The sequence below is a fragment of the Bosea sp. RAC05 genome (genome assembly GCF_001713455.1).
In the GTDB taxonomy this organism is placed as follows: Bacteria; Pseudomonadota; Alphaproteobacteria; order Rhizobiales; family Beijerinckiaceae; genus Allobosea.
This window is the reverse complement of sequence record NZ_CP016464.1, coordinates 2,455,506-2,472,925: the sequence shown is the minus strand read 5'-3', so window position 1 is coordinate 2,472,925 and position 17,420 is coordinate 2,455,506. Positions and strand designations below refer to the sequence as shown.

General features: G+C 68.9%; 18 protein-coding genes. 9 read left to right on the top strand and 9 right to left on the bottom strand.

The genetic code is table 11. The annotated features are described in order from the left end of the window. Window positions 1–83 precede the first annotated feature (83 nt). Window positions 84–1,367: a phosphopyruvate hydratase gene (gene eno, locus BSY19_RS15190; protein ID WP_069054887.1), complete on the top strand. Its 1,284-nt coding sequence runs from the start codon at window positions 84–86 to the stop codon at window positions 1,365–1,367. Between the two features lie 4 nt (window positions 1,368–1,371). On the opposite strand, the gene BSY19_RS15185 is transcribed toward eno, so the two are convergent. Continuing rightward, window positions 1,372–2,046, bottom strand: coding sequence for a hypothetical protein (locus BSY19_RS15185; RefSeq protein ID WP_069054886.1), 675 nt, complete (start codon window positions 2,044–2,046; stop codon window positions 1,372–1,374). Window positions 2,047–2,245: 199 nt separating this feature from the next. Here BSY19_RS15185 and BSY19_RS15180 point away from each other — a divergent pair, with 199 nt between their 5' ends. Then, window positions 2,246–3,178, top strand: a complete 933-nt coding sequence (locus tag BSY19_RS15180; RefSeq protein WP_069054885.1) for a DMT family transporter — start codon at window positions 2,246–2,248, stop codon at window positions 3,176–3,178. Here the strand turns inward: BSY19_RS15180 and BSY19_RS15175 are convergent. The 6 genes from BSY19_RS15175 to BSY19_RS15150 form a co-directional block, all read right to left on the bottom strand. Continuing rightward, a complete protein-coding gene (locus BSY19_RS15175) occupies window positions 3,158–3,943 on the bottom strand; it encodes a hypothetical protein (protein ID WP_236840372.1) in 786 nt (261 codons plus the stop codon). The two genes, BSY19_RS15180 and BSY19_RS15175, sit on opposite strands and share 21 nt — an antisense overlap. Continuing rightward, complete coding sequence (gene tgt, locus BSY19_RS15170) at window positions 3,940–5,112, bottom strand: tRNA guanosine(34) transglycosylase Tgt (protein ID WP_069054884.1); 1,173 nt, start codon at window positions 5,110–5,112, stop codon at window positions 3,940–3,942. The genes BSY19_RS15175 and tgt overlap by 4 nt, the downstream gene beginning before the upstream one ends. Window positions 5,113–5,169: 57 nt before the next feature. Then, window positions 5,170–5,928: a hypothetical protein gene (locus tag BSY19_RS15165; protein WP_150129632.1), complete on the bottom strand. Its 759-nt coding sequence runs from the start codon at window positions 5,926–5,928 to the stop codon at window positions 5,170–5,172. Window positions 5,929–6,010: 82 nt separating this feature from the next. Beyond that, the gene (locus BSY19_RS15160; protein ID WP_069054882.1) at window positions 6,011–6,367 is read right to left on the bottom strand and encodes an ArsC family reductase; all 357 of its coding nucleotides are present in this window, start codon (window positions 6,365–6,367) and stop codon (window positions 6,011–6,013) included. 11 nt (window positions 6,368–6,378) lie between these two features. Beyond that, window positions 6,379–7,086 (bottom strand): glutathione S-transferase N-terminal domain-containing protein, encoded by a 708-nt coding sequence (locus BSY19_RS15155; RefSeq protein ID WP_069057140.1) that lies wholly within the window; start codon window positions 7,084–7,086, stop codon window positions 6,379–6,381. Between the two features lie 118 nt (window positions 7,087–7,204). Further along, window positions 7,205–7,945 carry a GntR family transcriptional regulator gene (locus BSY19_RS15150; protein ID WP_069054881.1) on the bottom strand — a complete coding sequence of 247 codons (741 nt, stop codon included), beginning with the start codon at window positions 7,943–7,945 and terminating at the stop codon, window positions 7,205–7,207. 306 nt (window positions 7,946–8,251) lie between these two features. Between BSY19_RS15150 and BSY19_RS15145 the strand changes: the two genes are divergently transcribed. From BSY19_RS15145 to BSY19_RS15115, 7 genes are all read left to right on the top strand, one after another. After that, the gene (locus tag BSY19_RS15145; RefSeq protein ID WP_069054880.1) at window positions 8,252–9,301 is read left to right on the top strand and encodes an ABC transporter substrate-binding protein; all 1,050 of its coding nucleotides are present in this window, start codon (window positions 8,252–8,254) and stop codon (window positions 9,299–9,301) included. Window positions 9,302–9,303: 2 nt separating this feature from the next. After that, the gene (locus tag BSY19_RS15140; RefSeq protein WP_069054879.1) at window positions 9,304–10,374 is read left to right on the top strand and encodes an ABC transporter ATP-binding protein; all 1,071 of its coding nucleotides are present in this window, start codon (window positions 9,304–9,306) and stop codon (window positions 10,372–10,374) included. After that, the gene (locus BSY19_RS15135) at window positions 10,371–11,207 is read left to right on the top strand and encodes an ABC transporter permease (RefSeq protein ID WP_069054878.1); all 837 of its coding nucleotides are present in this window, start codon (window positions 10,371–10,373) and stop codon (window positions 11,205–11,207) included. The genes BSY19_RS15140 and BSY19_RS15135 overlap by 4 nt, the downstream gene beginning before the upstream one ends. Then, window positions 11,204–12,004, top strand: a complete 801-nt coding sequence (locus BSY19_RS15130; RefSeq protein WP_069054877.1) for an ABC transporter permease — start codon at window positions 11,204–11,206, stop codon at window positions 12,002–12,004. Before BSY19_RS15135 ends, BSY19_RS15130 begins: the two co-directional genes overlap by 4 nt. Next, window positions 12,004–12,909 carry an allantoinase PuuE gene (locus tag BSY19_RS15125; protein WP_069054876.1) on the top strand — a complete coding sequence of 302 codons (906 nt, stop codon included), beginning with the start codon at window positions 12,004–12,006 and terminating at the stop codon, window positions 12,907–12,909. The genes BSY19_RS15130 and BSY19_RS15125 overlap by 1 nt, the downstream gene beginning before the upstream one ends. Before the next feature lie 192 nt (window positions 12,910–13,101). After that, entirely contained in the window at window positions 13,102–14,010 is a 909-nt protein-coding gene (locus BSY19_RS15120) for a polysaccharide deacetylase family protein (RefSeq protein ID WP_069054875.1), read from the top strand. Then, the gene (locus BSY19_RS15115) at window positions 14,010–14,666 is read left to right on the top strand and encodes an aspartate/glutamate racemase family protein (protein WP_069054874.1); all 657 of its coding nucleotides are present in this window, start codon (window positions 14,010–14,012) and stop codon (window positions 14,664–14,666) included. The genes BSY19_RS15120 and BSY19_RS15115 overlap by 1 nt, the downstream gene beginning before the upstream one ends. 171 nt (window positions 14,667–14,837) lie before the next feature. Here the strand turns inward: BSY19_RS15115 and BSY19_RS15110 are convergent, their stop codons facing one another. Beyond that, window positions 14,838–16,376, bottom strand: a complete 1,539-nt coding sequence (locus BSY19_RS15110) for an amidohydrolase family protein (protein ID WP_069057139.1) — start codon at window positions 16,374–16,376, stop codon at window positions 14,838–14,840. A gap of 135 nt (window positions 16,377–16,511) precedes the next feature. Further along, a complete protein-coding gene (locus BSY19_RS15105; protein WP_069054873.1) occupies window positions 16,512–17,363 on the bottom strand; it encodes an NHL repeat-containing protein in 852 nt (283 codons plus the stop codon). Window positions 17,364–17,420 lie beyond the last annotated feature (57 nt).

The following is a 17,420-nucleotide window of genomic DNA, read 5'->3' as shown; positions in this document are numbered from 1 at the left end:
GGCGATCGGGGCTTCCCGCGGGCCGGGCGCTTGGCTAGAAGCACGGCCGACGCCCTCCCCTGTGCCCGCCACGGAGCCCTTCCATGACCGCGATCATCGACATCATCGGCCGCCAGATCCTCGATTCCCGCGGCAACCCGACGGTCGAGGTCGATGTGGTGCTGGAGGACGGCTCGATGGGCCGCGCCGCCGTGCCGTCAGGTGCCTCGACCGGCAAGCACGAGGCGGTCGAACTGCGCGACGGCGACAAGAGCCGCTATCTCGGCAAGGGCGTGCTCAAGGCGGTCGAGGCCGTCAACGTCGCGATCGCCGAGCAACTCGTGGCGATGGACGCCGAGGACCAGGTCGCCATCGACGAGGCGATGATCGCGCTCGACGGCACGCCCAACAAGAGCAAGCTCGGCGCCAATGCCATCCTCGGCGTCTCGCTCGCCGTGGCCAAGGCCGCGGCCGAAGCGGCCGGCCTGCCGCTCTACCGCTATGTCGGCGGCACCTCGGCGCGCGTGCTGCCCGTGCCGATGATGAACATCGTCAATGGCGGCGCCCATGCCGACAACCCGATCGACTTCCAGGAATTCATGATCATGCCGATCGGCGCGCCCTCCTTCTCGGAGGGGCTGCGGATGGGCTCGGAGATCTTCCACACGCTGAAGAAGAAGCTGCACGACGCTGGCCACAACACCAATGTCGGCGACGAGGGCGGCTTTGCCCCCAACATCAAGTCGGCGGAAGCGGCGCTCGACTTCGTCATGTCGGCGATCGAGGCCGCCGGCTACAAGCCGGGCGAGGACATCGCGCTCGCGCTCGACTGCGCCGCGACCGAGTTCTTCAAGGACGGCTCTTACGTCTATGAGGGCGAGCGCAAGAGCCGCGATCCCAAGGCGCAGGCGAAGTACCTCGCCAAGCTCGTCGGCAGCTACCCGATCGTCTCGATCGAGGACGGCATGTCCGAGGACGACTGGGAGGGCTGGAAGGCGCTGACCGACCTCGTCGGCTCCAAGTGCCAGCTCGTCGGCGACGACCTCTTCGTCACCAACGTCACGCGCCTGTCGCGCGGTATCAAGGAGAAGACGGCCAACTCGATCCTGGTCAAGGTCAACCAGATCGGCTCGCTGACCGAGACGCTGGCGGCCGTCGAGATGGCGCAGCGCGCCGGCTACACCGCCGTGATGTCCCACCGCTCGGGCGAGACCGAGGATTCGACCATCGCCGACCTCTCGGTCGCGACGAATTGCGGGCAGATCAAGACCGGCTCGCTCGCCCGCTCGGACCGGACCGCCAAGTACAACCAGCTGCTCCGGATCGAGGAGGAGCTCGGCGCCCAGGCGGTCTATGCCGGCCGCAGCGCGCTGAAGGCCCTGGCCTGAGCCGTCACAGGCGCGGCAGCAGGCTGGAGGCGCGCGACAGCGTCCAGATGCCGGCCGCGCCGACGACACCGACCGCCCCGGACATCGCGTCGCCGACGCGGGCGACCGGGGTGGGCATCGCCACCCCCAGAACCCTCAGTTGCGGCTGGGACGGCGCGCCGCCTTCCACGGCCACAGCCTGAACGGCGGGAGCGATCTGGAGCGGCGCAGCGTCCGCGGTCACCACCGCCCGCTCGATGACAGGGCGGCGCGGCGGAGACGGCTGGACCGTCGCCGCGGCCTGCGCCTGCACGAGATGGAGCCGCGGCTCGGCGGCAGCCGGCCGCTCCTGCCGCAGGGCGGCGATGTCGGTCGCAGGCAGCTTCCAGTCGAGCGACATCGGCATCACGATCGCCGCCGGGCTGATCAGCCCCTGGGCGGCCCGCAGCGGCGGCTCGCTGGCCGTGGCATCCTGATGCCGCTCGCGGATCTTGCCATCCGAGGCCACGGGCGAGACCCAGCGCTCCTGCCGTGCGCCGGCCGCCTCGGTCTGGGCGGATGCGCCGAAGAACGGCAGCGGAATGCCCGCAGGCAAAGCGAGCACGGCCGCCGCCAGTGCGGAGGCCGCGACCGAAACGGTCGCCTGTGCGCCGACGCCCCGCAGGAACCTGGCCGTGGCCGTGAAGACCGAATCCGTCATGTCCGACTACCCTCCGTGAACGGCCTCACAAGAGCGGGCGCGTTCGGCCCCGCGAGGGCCGAAGCGCGGAGCAATTGCGGCGTTTCATCTCGGATTGTTTCCGGCGCCATGCGCCGGGGGCGCGGCAGCGCGGAATTCGCGCGGGGGCCATGCAGCCCGGGCGCTAACGCGTGGCCGACGAAACGGGCGATACCGGCTGATGCATCAGACCGCGCCCCTGTCGGAAGCCGCCCGCCTGCGAGACCGGCGCCTGTGGCGGCTGGCCTTTGCCGGCATGGTGCTGGCGATGCTGATCTTCGGCTCGAATTTCGTGGTCAGCCGACACGCGGTGCTGAACGGCCTGACCTCGCATGACCTCCTCGCCTTGCGCTTCGGCATCGCCGGCCTGCTGCTGCTGCCAGGTTTCATCGCGGGCGGGGTGAAAGGCTGCAACGGGCTCGGCTGGGGCCGCGGCGTGCTGCTCGCCGTAATGAGCGGCTTCCCGATGAGCTATCTGCTGCTGACCGGCGTGACCTATGCGCCGGCCGCCCATGGCGCGACGATCGGGCCCGGTCTCGTGACGGTGATCTCGATCATCGGCAGCGTCGCGCTGTTCGGCGCGATCATCACGCGCCAGCTCGTCGTCGGCATCGTCGCCGTGCTGCTCGGCCTGGCCTGCCTCGGCATTGCCGGCACGACCCACACCAACCCCTCGATCCTGTTCGGCGACCTCTGCTTCGTCGGCGTCGGGCTGATCTGGGGCATGTATCCGCTGCTTGTGCAGCTCTGGCGGCTCGACCCGCTGAAGGCGACCAGCGTGGTCGCGGTGCTGTCGATGGCCTATCTGCCGTTCTACGCGCTGTTCTTCTTCCGCGGCTTCGACGTCGCGCCCTGGTGGGTCATCGTGCTGCACGGCATCAACCAGGGCGTGCTGAACGTCATCCTCGGACTGTGGCTGTGGAGCGTCGCGGCCCGGCGGATGGGGCCGGCGGTGGCCGGGCGCTTTCCTCCGACGATTCCGATCATCGGAACGCTGCTCGCCATCCCCGTGCTGGGCGAGATCCCGAGCGGGCTGCAGGTCGCCGGCATCGGCCTGATCATCGCGGGCCTGTTCGTGGCCTCCTGGCGGCGTTCAGCCCGCCCGGCGGCTTAGCCGCATCACGCCGAGATTCCAGCCGACGGCAATGGCGAGCGCGAGGCTGAGCGCAGCGGCCGAGCCCAACGGCACGGCCGTCAGATGCAGCGCCGCCAGCGCGAGGCCAAAGCCGATCAACGGGAGCGCGCCATTGGCGAGAACGGCGGCCGTGGCGGGGCCGCCGATGCGTGGCTGCAGCATCGCGATCATGCTGCTGAGAACCACCGGCAGGGCCGCGAGCGAGCCCGACCAGCCCGGCCCGACATGGGCGCTGAGCGTCGTCACCGCGCCAGCGAGAACCGCGACGAAGCCAGCCCGCATCGGGATGAGATACCATGGCCGCCCCGGCGGCCGGTCGGGACGCGCCGCGAGATAGGGCCGGAACAGCCGGTGAAGCCCGCCATAGATCGCGATGGTGGCGACGGTCATCATCGGGAAAGAGAGATCGAGGCCGCGCATCAGCAGCAGCGTCGCGCACCAGGCCGCCAGCGCTGCGGCGAGGCAGAGCACCGTGCCGAAGCGCTGCGCCAGCAGCACATAGGCGCAGCTCAGCCCGGCATTGGCGATGTTGGACGTCATGGCCCCGAGCGCACTCTCCGCGATGAAGGCCGCATCGTGTTCGAGCGCGAGGAAGACCAGGACCGGCCCGGCCGAAATCGGCAGGGTGGCGATCAGGGCTGCGATCAGCGGCCCGCTGCGCTCGGCCAGAAGCGAGCAGCCGACGACGATGGCAGCCGCGGTCGCCATCTTCGCCGCCAGCATCAGGAACCAGGGGTCGATCACGGCGTGCCGGGGATGTCGCCCCTCGCCCAGCCTTCCTTGGTCTGCGCGACGAAATCCTCCAGCCGCCCCTCGGCGATGGCGGCACGCAGGCCGGCCATCAGCTCCTGGTAATAGGCGAGGTTGATCCAGGTCAGCAGCATCTTGCCGAGCATCTCCTCGGCCTTGACGAGGTGGTGGAGATAGGCGCGCGACCAGCCGTTCGCGGCGGGGCAGGACGAGCCTTCGTCGACCGGGCGCGGATCGTCGGCGTGCCTGGCGTTCTTCAGGTTCATCCGGCCGAAGCGGGTGAAGATCTGGCCGTGGCGGCCGGCCCGCGTCGGCATCACGCAGTCGAACATGTCGATGCCGCGGCGCACCGCCTCGACGATGTCGTCGGGCGTGCCGACACCCATCAGATAGCGCGGCTTCTCGACGGGCAGATGCGGCTCGACCGTCTCGATCATCGCCAGCATGATCTCCTGCGGCTCGCCGACAGCCAGTCCGCCGACGGCATAGCCCTTGAGGTCCATCGCCGCGAGTTCGCGCGCGCTCTCGACGCGCAGATGCGGCACCGCCCCGCCCTGGACGATGCCGAAGAGCGCCCGGCCGGGATGGTGGCCGAAGGCGTCCTTGCAGCGCTGCGCCCAGCGCAGCGACAGGCGCATCGCCTTCTCGGCGACCTTGTCCTCGCAGGGCAGCGAGACGCATTCGTCGAGCTGCATGACGATGTCGGAGCCGAGCAGGTTCTGGATCTCGACCGAACGCTCGGGCGAGAGCATGTGCTTCGAGCCGTCGATATGGGAGCGGAAGGCGACGCCCTCCTCGGTCAACTTGCGCAGATTGGCCAGCGACATCACCTGGAAGCCGCCGGAATCGGTCAGGATCGGGTGCGGCCAGTTCATGAAGCGGTGCAGGCCGCCGAGCCCCGCGACCCGCTCGGCGCCCGGCCGCAGCATCAGGTGATAGGTGTTGCCGAGCACGACATCGGCGCCGAGCGCCCGCACCTGGTCGGGATACATCCCCTTGACCGTCGCGGCCGTGCCCACCGGCATGAAGGCCGGCGTGCGGATGACGCCGCGCGGCATGCGGATCTCACCCGTCCGGGCGGCGCCGTCGCGGGCATGGAGATGGAAGCTGAAGTCGGTCGCGGGAGCGGGGGCGGCCGGCACGGACGGGGGCAATGCGGTCATGGCCCGCGAGGTAGAGCAGCGGGCGTGATTAGGGAAGAGGCTGCAGCCGCCGCAATGTCAGGCCCCCGGCTGCGCGCGGTAGGACTGGCGCAACGCGAAGACGAGGATGCCGACCGTCAGCCAGAGACGCACCGTCGCGAAGGAGAAGATGAAGATCATCGACAGCAGGCTCTTGAGCGCCACGGGCAGCGGGGAATCCTGCCACATCTGGGTCACCCATCCGCGGACATAGCCCTGAATGGGATGCAGCAGGACCGCCACCGCCGCGACGAGCAGAACGCCGAGGATGAGCCAGCGCGCATGGTCCCCAAACCGCCTGATCGCCCTGAGCAGGCTGGGTTTCGACGCCTCGTCGACCTGCAGCACCATCAGCAGCACGAGCGCGGCGACGAGGGCGCTCCAGAGGCGGCCGGCATGGCTGGCCTGATCGAAGGCGATGCCATCGAAGCCGAGCATGAACTCGCCCGGCCGGCCGGTCAGCCCGGTCACAGCCGCCACCGCCGTCGCCGCCACGAGCAAACCGAAGATCGGCGGCAGCACGGCGCGTGCCATCCCGATCTGCTGGCTCAGGCCGAGCAGCCCGAGCCCGCTGCGTCCGTCGGTGGCCAGCACCATCCGCCAGGTCACGATCACGAAGGCGAGCAGGAGCGCGATGTTGGCCAGCATGATGGCGGGCAGCGCGATCAGCCCGCCGGCGAAGGCGATGACCCGCATCGTCGCCGCGACCAGCAGCCAGGGCACGGCCTCCAGCAGGCGAAACGGGCCGAAGGAGACGTTCGGGAAGGCGGGGCGCGTTGCGGCAGACGGAGCGATCATGCGTCGGACCATAACTGCGGATTCTCAAGCCCGCGTTGCTCCAACGCTTCAAATGTCCAACGTTGAGGCCGATCCGACGGCTTCACGCCGCCGGTTTCAGCGCCGCCGCATAGATCTCCGGCTTGAAGCCGACGATCGTCCGTTCGCCGAGGTCAAGCACCGGGCGCTTGATCATCGAGGGCTGGGCCAGCATCAGCCCGATCGCCCTGTCGGCGTCGAGGCCCTGCCTGTCGGCCTCCGGCAGGGCGCGGAAGGTCGTGCCGGCCCGGTTCAGCACCGTCTCCCAGCCATGCTCGCCGACCCAGCGCGCGAGCGCAGCACGGTCGATCCCGCTCGCCTTGTAGTCATGGAAGGCATGCGCGACGCCCTGCCCGTCGAGCCAGGCGCGCGCCTTCTTCATCGTGTCGCAGTTCTTGATGCCGTAGATGGTGATCGCCATGTCGCTTGCCCTCACGCCGGCCGCTTGGGGATTTCCAGCCCGCGCTGGACGGCCGGCCGCGCCAGGCCGCGCTCGAGCCACGCCGGCACGGCCTTCAGGCTGGCATAGTCCACCAGCTCGCCCGCGCCATAGAAGCCGACGAGGTTGCGCACCCAGCCGAGCAAAGCGATGTCGGCAATCGTATAGTCGGAGCCCATGATCCAGTCGCGGCCCGTCAGCCGGTCCTCAAGCACGCCGAGCAGCCGCTTGCTCTCATTGGCGTAGCGGTCGCGCGGGCGCTTGTCCTCGTAGTCCTTGCCGGCGAATTTGTGGAAGAAGCCGAGCTGGCCGAACATCGGGCCGACGGCCGCCATCTGGAACATCACCCACTGGATCGTCTCATAGCGGGCGGCGGGATCGGTGGGGAGCAGCTTGCCGGTCTTCTCGGCCAGATAGATCAGGATCGCGCCCGATTCCCACAGGGCGAAGGGCTTTCCGCCCGGACCGTCGGGGTCGATGATCGCCGGGATCTTGCCGTTGGGGTTCAGCGACAGGAACTCCGGCCCCCAGGTCTCGTTCTGGCCGATGTTGATGGTGTGCGGCTCGTAGGGAAGGCCAAGTTCCTCCAGCGCGATCGAGACCTTCACGCCATTGGGGGTCGGCAGCGAATAGAGCTGGATGCGGTCGGGGTGCCGGGCGGGCCAGCGCTGCGTGATCTTGAAGGCGGAGAGGTCTGCCATGGCGGGCTCCGGGAGGGGGACGGCAGCGCTGATGGGCGCCGGATCGACTGGGAGATAGTCGCGCCGCCCAGCCGCGCAATCGCGCCCGCGCCGCACGGAGCGCATCGTGACCGCGCGCTCAGCGCGGGGCAGGCGCCGCAAGCGCCTCATGGCGCGGGCTTGCGGCCGTCCCCTGCTCGGAGCGGAAGGTGGCGATGGCCTCTTCCAGAAGCGCCTCCAGCGAGGGGCCGGCATCGTCGCAGATGATCGGCCGCAGCCGCGTCTCGACCAGCGAGAGATGGCTGCTCATCGCCTTGACCGCCCTGCCGCGCTCGCGGCCCGCCAGCGCCTTGAAGATCAGCCGGTGCTCCTCGCAGCCGCAGGCCGAGCCCAGCGTCGTCTCGTAGCGTTTCACCAGCATGATCGTCCGGCCGATCAGCTCATGAGCCTGACGCTGGACGATCGGGTTGCCGATCATCTCCGCCAGCAGGAAATGGAACTCGGCCGAGAGTTTTTGCCATGTCGCCTGATCGCCGCGGCGCAGGGCATCCGCCTCCGCGTCGACATGCTCGCGCAGCCGCGCGATCTGGGCCTCGGTCAGATGGTCGGCGAGATGGGCGACCATGCCGCTCTCGAGGATGCGGCGGGCCTCGTAGACGACCCTGCCCTCTCGCAAATCCGGCTCGATGGTGAAGGCGCCGCGGTTCTTGACGATCTCCAGCAGCCGCTCATGGCCGAGCCGGTGCAGCACCTTGCGGACGCGCTCGCGGCTGACCCCGAAGAGTTCGGCGAGACGATGCTCGCCGAGCTTGGTGCCGCCCGGCAGCGAGCCCCCCAGCAGCAGGCGCGAGAGGATCGTGTGGATCGCCGCTTCGTTCATGCCCACCTGTCTCGACAGCACAGCCCACTCGGCCGGAAGCGACCGTCGCGAAGCCCGATCCTAGCACCGATGGGGCGAATTTTTATGCACATTCAAAAAGCGATTGTGCACAAATTTGACGCCTGAGCCTGTTCGCGCAGCACGCGCTGGGATCGAGAAACAGATTCCGAAATCGATCGTAACATTCTGTTTTATCGATCTTTTCGTCTCGCGTGATTGTCGCGTGTCGTGCTGGCACGCCGGTTGCTGACGCCTGTTCCCGTCCGCGCCACCGAGGAGCGCGCCCAATGTTCGAAAGGTCCGACCATGGATAAGCCGTTCGCAGGCATGCCGAGCCGCCGCGCCCTCCTCAAGGGCGGCGCCGTCGCGACGGCGCTGGTCGCCGCTCCCGCGGTGCTGCGGGCCCAGACGAAGGAACTCGTCGTCGGCGGCGCGGCCGGGCACAAGCCCTGGGTCGAGCAGACCGTCGTGCCGATGTTCGAGAAGAAGTACGGCTGCAAGGTGATCTTCGAGGGCACGCGCTCGCTGGTGAACCTCGAGAAGATGCAGAAGAACAAGGACAAGCCCTACATGTCGGTCGTCCAGATGGACGATCCGGTCATGATCCTGGCGGTCAAGGAAGGCCTGCTGGAGCCGCTCACCGTGGCCAAGGCGCCTAACCTGGCCGATCTCCTGCCGGGCTCGACCCATATGGACGGCATGTGGGCCAATTACCTCCAGCCCTGGCTCGGCGTCGCCTACAGCAAGACCGCGATGAAGACCCCGCCCTCCTCCTGGGCCGAGATGTTCGACCCCAAATACAAGGGCCGCATCGTCATTCCCTCGCTGCAGAACACCGAAGGCCTGCCCTCGCTCTTCGTCGCCGGCCTGCTCGCGGGCGGCACGATGGAGAGCGTCCAGAAGGACACCGATGCCGGCTTCAAGAAGCTCGCCGCGCTGAAGCCGAACCTGCTGACGATCTACACGCAGCAGCCGCAGGCCTTCAATCTGCTCGAGCAGGGCGAGGCCTGGATGATCGGGCCGGCGATGTCGTCCTATGCGCTGGAGCGCAAGGCGGCCGGCGCGCCGATCGACCTCGCCGCACCGAAGGAAGGCGTCTTCGCCATGCCGTCGGGCATCGCGGTGGTGAAGGGCGCACCGCAGCAGGAGCTCGCCTTCGCCTATGTCAACGAGCTCTTGGGCGCCGAGCTGCAGAACCGGCTGGCCGGGCCGACCTTCTCGATCGGCACCAACAAGGCGGTGCCGAAGCCCGAGGGCCTGGGCGCCGACGTGAAGATCCACCAGATCGACTGGGCCAATGTCGCGGCCCAGCGCGGCGACTGGATCAAGCGCTGGGATCGCGAGATGGCGATCTGAGCATGAGCCAGGGTTTCCTGTCCGTCGCGGGAGCGGCCAAGACCTTCGGCGCCGCCACCGTGCTCGACGGCGTCGACCTGTCGATGGACCGCGGCGAGTTCGTCTCGCTGCTGGGTCCCTCGGGCTGCGGCAAGACCACGCTGCTGCGGATCGTGGCCGGGCTGATGCGGCCCGACCAGGGCCGTGTCGCGCTCGACGGACAGGACATCACGAGGCTGCCGCCACACCGGCGCGACGTCAGCGTCGTGTTCCAGAGCTATGCGCTGTTTCCGCATCTGAGCGTGGCGGAGAACGTCGCCTTCGGCTTGAAGGCGCGCGGCGCGCCATCAGCAGAGATCGCGCCAGCCGTGGCGCGCTTTCTCGACCTCGTCCAGATGGGCGCCTATGCCGACCGCTCGATCAAGGCGCTCTCGGGCGGCCAGCAGCAGCGCGTGGCGGTGGCGCGCGCACTCGTCGTCGGGCCCAAGCTTTTGCTGCTCGACGAGCCCTTCTCGGCGCTCGACCGCAAGCTGCGCGAGACCATGCAGATCGACCTGAAGCGCCTGCTGCGCGAGGTCGGCACCACTGCGATCTTCGTCACGCATGATCAGGACGAGGCGCTGACGATGTCGGACCGGATCGCGGTGATGCATCGCGGCCGGATCGAGCAGCTGGATACGCCGGCCGCGATCTATGCCAAGCCGGCGACGCCCTTCGCGCTGGGCTTCGTCGGGCTGTCGACGCGGCTTCCCGGCACCGTCACCGATTCCACCAACGGCATCGTCACCGTCGCGACGCCGGCCGGGCCGCTGAGAGGGCCCGGCAACTTCCTGCCCGGCAGCCCGGTCCTGCTCGGAGTCAGGCCCGAGCGCATCGCGCTCGACCATGGCGGCGCGAACCGGATCGAGGCGCCACTCGCGGACGCCGCCTTCCAGGGGGCGCGGGTGCAGCTGCATTTCCAGGCCCCGCCCGACGGGCAGATCCTGGTCGAGACGCCATCCCTGCCGGCTGCGGCGGGGCCCGGCACGTCGCTGAAGATGTCCTGGGCGATCGACGACACGCTGGTCTACCCCGCGCCGGCAGAAGCAGCATGAGCGCGTCGCGACGTCTCGACCCGGTGCTGCTGCTGGCGCTGCCGGCGGTGCTTTATCTCGCCGTCGTCTATGGCGTCCCGTTGATGATGCTGCTCGGCCGCAGCATCCTCAGCGGCGGCGCCCCGTCGCTCGCCCCCTTCGCGGCCTTCCTGTCCGACCCCTTCAGCTGGACAGTGATCGGCAACACGCTGCGGATCGCGGTGCTGGTGACGCTGCTGTGCCTGCTGATCGGCTATCCGACGGCCCTGGCGCTGGCGCGGGCGCGCGGCGCGGCTCAGGCGCTGATCCTGGTCGCGATCATCCTGCCGCTCTCGGTCGGCGTCGTGGTCAAGGCCTTCGCCTGGCAGATCGTGCTGCGGCGCGACGGCGTGGTCTCGCAATTGATGATGGGCCTGGGCCTGTGGAGCGAGCCGCAGCGCCTGCTCTTCACCGAGGCCGGCCTCGTGATCGGCGCGGCCAATGTCTTCGTGCCCTTTATGATCCTGCCGATCTATTCGGTGCTGAAGCTGGTCGATCCGCGGCTCGGCGAGGCGGCGGCGACGCTCGGCGCCTCGCCGATCTACCGCTTCTTCAAGGTCGCCCTGCCCCTCTCGCTGCCCGGCATCGTCACCGGCGTCGCCTTCGTCTTCTCGATGGCGGCCTCGATGTACGTCATCCCCAACCTGCTGATCGGTGACCGTTTCCAGACGCTGGCGACGCTGACCGGGCGCTCCTTCCTGTTCATGCGCAACGAGCAGCTGGGATCGACGACGGCGGTCGTCCTGCTCGTGCTGACGGTCGCGGTCGTGGTCGGCAGCGCCGCGCTCTCGAAACGGCTGGGAGGCGCGTCGTGACGGCCATCGAGCGCATCGCTTCGGCCGTCGTCTGGACGCTGGCCGCCTTCACGGTGGTCTTCCTGCTGACGCCGCTGGTCGTCACCGTGCTGGTGTCGTTCGGATCGAGCGCCGTCTTCACGCTGCCGGCGCCGAGCTGGTCGCTACGCTGGTACCAGGCGCTCGGCCGTTCGCGCGAGCTCTGGCCGGTGGTCGCGACCTCGGTCCAGCTCGCAGCGCTGTCGACGGCGATCGCGCTTGGGCTCGGCACGCTCTGCGCCATCGGCCTGCTGCGCGGCCAGTTCCGCGGCCGCGACGGCATCGTCACCTTCCTGGTCTCGCCCCTGATGCTGCCCGGCCTCGTCATCGGCATCGCGATGCTGGAGAGCTTCCGGGCGGCGGGCCTGCGCGACGTGTGGGCCAGCCTGATCCTGGCCCATGTCGTGATCACGCTGCCTTACGTGGTGCGCACCGTCTATGCGGCGCTGTCGCTGTTCGACTTCACGCTGATCGACGCCGCCCGCACGCTCGGCCTGTCCTATCCCAAGGCTGTTCTCAAGGTGCTGGTGCCCTCGCTCGCCCCGGCCTTCCTCACCTCGGGAATGTTCGCTTTCCTGGCATCGATGGATAACTATCCGATCTCGATCTTCTTTACCGACGCCTGGACCAAGACCTTGCCCATCCAGATGCTGCAATATGTCGAGGAAAGCCCCGATCCGACGATCGCGGCGATCTCCGCCCTGCTGATCCTGCTCGCCGCCGCCGTGCTCGTCATCGGCGACCGGCTGGTGGGCCTGCGCCGGATGGCCGATCTCTGATGGCTTCTCCCGTGAGCGACCGCGATTTCCGTGGCTATGGCGACGCCCCGCCCGCGATCCGCTGGCCGAACGACGCGCGGCTCGCCGTCTCGTTGGTGGTCAATGTCGAGGAGGGCGCGGAGCTCTCGATCGGCCAGGGCGACGAGCGCAACGAGAGCGTCTACGAGGTGGTCGAGGAGATCACCGGCGTGCGCGATCTCTGCATGGAATCGCATTTCGAATATGGCCCGCGCGCCGGCTGGCCGCGCATCCGCGCGCTGCTGAAGCAGTATGGCGTGGCGGCGACGCTGAACGCCAATGGCCGCGCCGTCGCGCTCTCGCCCTGGCTGGTGCAGGAGGCGGTGGCCGATGGCCACGAGGTCGCCGCCCATGGCTGGCGCTGGGAGCGGCACGCCCATATGGACGAAGCGCAGGAGCGCGAGGCGATCGCGCGCGCGGTTGCCGCGATCACGGAGGCCGCCGGCACGCCCCCCGTGGGCTGGCACACGCGCTCGGCGACCTCGATCAACACCCGCCGGCTGCTGCGCGAGCATGGCGGCTTCCTCTATGATTCCAACGCCTACAATGACGACCTTCCCTTTCTGGTCGATGTCGAGGGCGGACAGCAGCTGGTGCTGCCTTATGCCTTCGACACCAACGACATGCGCTTCCAGCGTGGCGGCGGCTTCGTTTTCGGCGACGATTTCGCGCGCTACTGCATCGACGCCTTCGACCGGCTCTACGCAGAAGGCGGCACGGCGCCGCGGATGATGTCGGTGGGCTTGCACCTGCGCATCATCGGCCGGCCCGGGCGGATCGGGGGGCTCGAGCGCTTCCTGGCGCATGCGGCGTCGAAGCCCGGCGTCTGGTTTGCGCGGCGCGACGCGATCGCGCGGCACTGGCTGGCGGAGCTGGGTCGAGGGTGAATGTTCGAGCCCGCCGCGTCATAGGCGGGCATATAACGAGCCCTCATCCTGAGGAGCGCTCTGCAGGAGCGCGTCTCGAAGGATGCTCCAAATGGTTCAGGAGCCTCCTGGATCATCCTTCGAGACGCCGCGTGCCGCGGCTCATCAGGATGAGGGCTTGCCAGGTGACGACGGCATCGGGGACTTTGAGCCATGACCCACCGCGACCTCGAAGGCTATGCCGGCGCCTGGCCGGATTTCTCCTGGCCCAATGGCCGGCGGCTCGCCGTCTCCGTCGTGATCAATTTCGAGGAGGGCGCGGAGCTTCAGGTCGGCGACGGCGATGCGCGCTCGGAGAGCATGGGCGAGGTGATCAGCGTCGTTCCCGCCGGCAAGCGCGACCAGGGCCAGGAGCAGATCTTCGGCTATGGCACGCGCGCCGGGCTCTGGCGCATGCTCGACGCGCTCGACGACAGCGCCGTCCGCGCGACCATCTTCTTCTGCGGCCGCGCCGTCGAACGCTCGCCGGCGCTGGCGAAGGCGGTGGTGGCGCGCGGCCATGAGCCGGCCGTTCATGGCTGGCGCTGGCGGCCCCATGCCGATTACGAAACGCGCGAGGCGGAGGCAGCCGACATCGACGCCTGCGTCGCCACCATCACGGCAGCGACCGGTGTCGCGCCTGTCGGCTTCTTCTGCCGCGGCGGAGAAAGCCCCTGGACGCGGGAGATTCTGGCGCAGCGGGGCTTTCTCTACACCTCCAACGGCTTCGACGACGACCTGCCCTATTGGGATCGCGCACCGGGGCGCCCGCCTCTGCTCGTCGTGCCCTATGCGCTCGACAGCAACGACATGAAGTTCTTCCACCCCAACGGCTTCGTCCGAGCCCGCGAGATGGTGGAGTACGTCACCGACGCGCTCGACGTGCTGGAAGCGGAGGCCGCGCGCGGCCTGCCGCGGCTGCTCAATCTCGGCTTCCACCTGCGGATCGTCGGGCGCCCGGCGCGCTTCGCCGCCTTTCGCGACATCATGAACCTGCTGGCGGCCCGGCGCGACCGACTCTGGATCGCGGGCCGCGCCGAGATTGCGCGCGCCTTCATCGCTGCCGTGCCGGAGAGCCCCTGATGCGCCTGCTGCTGATCAACCCCAACACCAATGCCGGCACCACCAGCATGATGCGCGGCATCGCCCAGGCCACGGCATCGGCCGGCACTGTCATCGACGCGATGAGCGCGCCCTATGGCGTGCCGCTGATCACCAATGAGGAGGCGCTGGCCCAGTCGGCAAAGGCTGTGCAGGCGCTGACGGGGGCGATCACTACAGCGCCGCCGGACGGTGTCATCATCGCGGCCTTCGGCGATCCCGGCCTGGCGGCGCTGCGGCTGCGCCTCTCCTGCCCGGTCACCGGCATCGCCGAGGCCGGCATGGCCGAGGCCGGAGCGGGCCGGCGGCCCTTCGCCGTGGTGACGACGACGCCCGATCTCGTTTCCTCGATCACCGGGCTGGCACGGGCCTATGGCCATGAAAAGACGTTCCGGGGCGTCGCCCTGACCAAGGGCGACGTCCACGCGATCATGGCCGATCACGCCACGCTGGTGGAGGCGCTGGCCGAAGCCTGCGCGGAGGCGATCGAGACGATGGGGGCGCAGGCGCTGGTGATCGGCGGCGGCCCGCTCGGCCAGGCGGCGCAATCGCTCAATCTGCGCTTCTCGGTGCCGGTGATCGCGCCGATCCCGGCGGCGGTGCGGCTGGCGCAGAAGCGGGTTTCGCGGGGGCATTGAGCGGTCAGCCTCGAAAGGCGCGCCAACCTCCGCGTCATCCCCGATGGAGCGAAGCGGAACTCCGGGATCCATCGGAGAGCTCCGGAGCCCTCCATGGATCCCGGGGCAAGCCCGGGATGACGGTGGTGGTTCCGAGCGCCAAAACCACCGCACGCAGCAAGCCTTAGTCCGTCAGAAGCGCCCGCTCGGGCGGTAGAAGGGCTCGTCGCCCTGCCCATCGAGATAGCCGTCATAGAAGCGGCGGACATGCGGCAGCAGCGCCTGCGAGAGGGCGATGCGGTCCTGCTCGGCCGGCGTCTTCGGCTTCGCCAGCGCCTCGGCGAGGCCGGCCAGTACGGCGTCGCGGTCGAGCCTCGTGAAGCGGCGCTCGCGATAGACGAATTCGCCGGCGATCATGACGCTGTGGACGGCCTTCGCCTTGGCGCGCTGGACCAGCACCTCGACGAAGCCGAGACCCTCGTCCTGATAGGGATAGGTCACCGCCGGCCAGTCGAACATCACGAGATCGGCGGCCATGCCCGGCTCCAGACGGCCGATGCGGCCGGCGAAGGGGGTCGTGCGCGCGCCGCCTTCGGTCGCCATGCGCAGCACCTGCGCCGGCGAGGGATGGGGCGCGTCGATGCCCGGCTCGCGATGGGCGCGCAGGACGAGCCGCATCTCCTGCAGCATGTCGCGGTCGTCGTTGATGCCGGCCTCGTCGATGCCGATGGCGACGGGAATGCTGCGGGCGAGGAAGCGGTTCACAGGCGCGACGCCGCTCTTCAGCCGGAAGTTCGAACTGCAATTGTGGCAGATGCAGACGCCGCGATCGGCGGCGAGCTCGATATCGGCCTCGCTCATCCAGACACCATGGCCGATGGTGAAATGCGGGCCGAGCAGGCCGAGCCGATCAAGATGGCTAAGCGCCGAGCCGCCCGTGCGCTTGCGGGCATAGGCCTTCTGATAGGGCGTCTCCAGCACATGCATATGAACCGGCAGCCCGGTGCGGCGCTGCAGCTCGCCGGTGACGTCGAGGGCTTCCTCCGAGAGCCAGTGCAGGTTGGCGGGCGCGATCTGGATGCGGATGCGGTCACCGTTGCCATGGCGCGCCAGCAATTCCTCGAAGACCGCGACCTGGTCGGAGAGCGGCACGGTGAAGCGCTGGAAGAAGGCGCTCGCCGCGGGGCGCAGTTCCTCCGGCAGGCGGGCGACGAAATCCTGGTCGGCCTCGTAGACGAGCCGGTTCTGGTCGCGCAGCGCCATCGAATAGGAGGCGCGCATGCCGATGTCGCGATAGGCACTGATGACCTTCGCGGCGGCGGCGAGAATGTCGGCCGGCGTTCCCGGCGCGCGGCTGTGGAGGTGCTGCACGGTGGTGACGCCGCTCTCGATCATCTCGAAGGCGGAGAACAGCGTATCGGCATAGAGATCGACGTCGCGCAGCGCGATGCGGCTGGCGAACCAGAGCTCCAGCGGGTGGTCGGGCGAGCCGAGCTGCAGCGGCGTCAGGCCGACATGGTGATGCGCGTTGACGAAGCCCGGCGTGATCGCGAACTCGCGCCCGCCGGTCACGGTCGCTTCGGGATAGGCCGCCTTCAGATCGGCGAGCGGCCCGGTTGCAAGGATCGCCCCCGCCTCGCAGGCGACGCCGGCATCCTGCAGCAGGACCGGCTCGCCCGCAGCGTCGAAGCCGGTGAGGAGCGTCCCGCCCCAGATGATCTGTGTGGTCATGGCCATTCCTGGATGTCGCGTGGGGCTGCCGTCATTGCGAGCGAAGCGAAGCAATCCAGAAGCACTCGCGCGACGCCCCTGGATTGCTTCGTCGCTTCGCTCCTCGCAATGACGGTTCGGGCTGTCTGCAGAACGCTAGTCCAGCAGCCGCAGTCGCGTCAGCCGGCTGGGATTGCTCTCGGCCAGCAGGATATCGCCGCCCGGCATACCGTAGATGCCATGCGCGCCATTGAGGAACGGCCGGCAGCGGCCGAGGCGCTCGCCATGGGGGCCGATCTTCTGCAGGGTCGGCTGCGTGTCGGTGACATAGGTGTTGCCGTCCTCGTCGCCCCAGATCGCGACGGGGTCGCGGAAATGGCTCCAGGTCGCGAGGTGCTGGCCGTTGCGGTCGAAGACCTGGACGCGATTATGCGTGCGGTCGACGACGACGACGCGGCCGTCGGCATGGGTCCAGAGCGCGTGCGGCCAGCCGAACTGACCCTCGCCGGCGCCATGCTCGCCCCAGCTCTGGAGATGGACGCCATAGGCCGAGAAGCGGTGGATGCGGCTCGCGGCATAGCCATCGGCGACATAGATGTCGCCCCAGGCCGAGACATGCACGTCGGTGGGGTGGTTGAAGGGCGAAAGCGGCTCGCCGCGCTGGCCGAGGCCGCCCAGGCGCTCGCCGCTCGCCGAGCAGATGACGATCTCATGCATGTCGCGGTCGACGCAGAGGAGACGCCCCTGCGCATCGACGGTGAGCATGTGGGAATCGGCGATCAGATCGCCGCCCCAGCCGCCGAGATACTCCCCCTCGGGCGACAGCTCGACGACGCGCGGATCGTCAGGTTGAGTCAGCGGGTCGTGCCGCAGCATCACGAAGACATGCCCGCGGGCATCGACCGTCACATCGGTGACGAAGCCGGCATTCTGCGGCCAGGAGCCGAAGGGCCGCTCGATCAGGTAGCGGGCATCGCCGAGGGCGACGATCAGGTCGGGCTTGGGCAAGGTGTCGTTCCTTCGATGATATCGCGACCGTCATTGCGAGGAGCGATAGCGACGAAG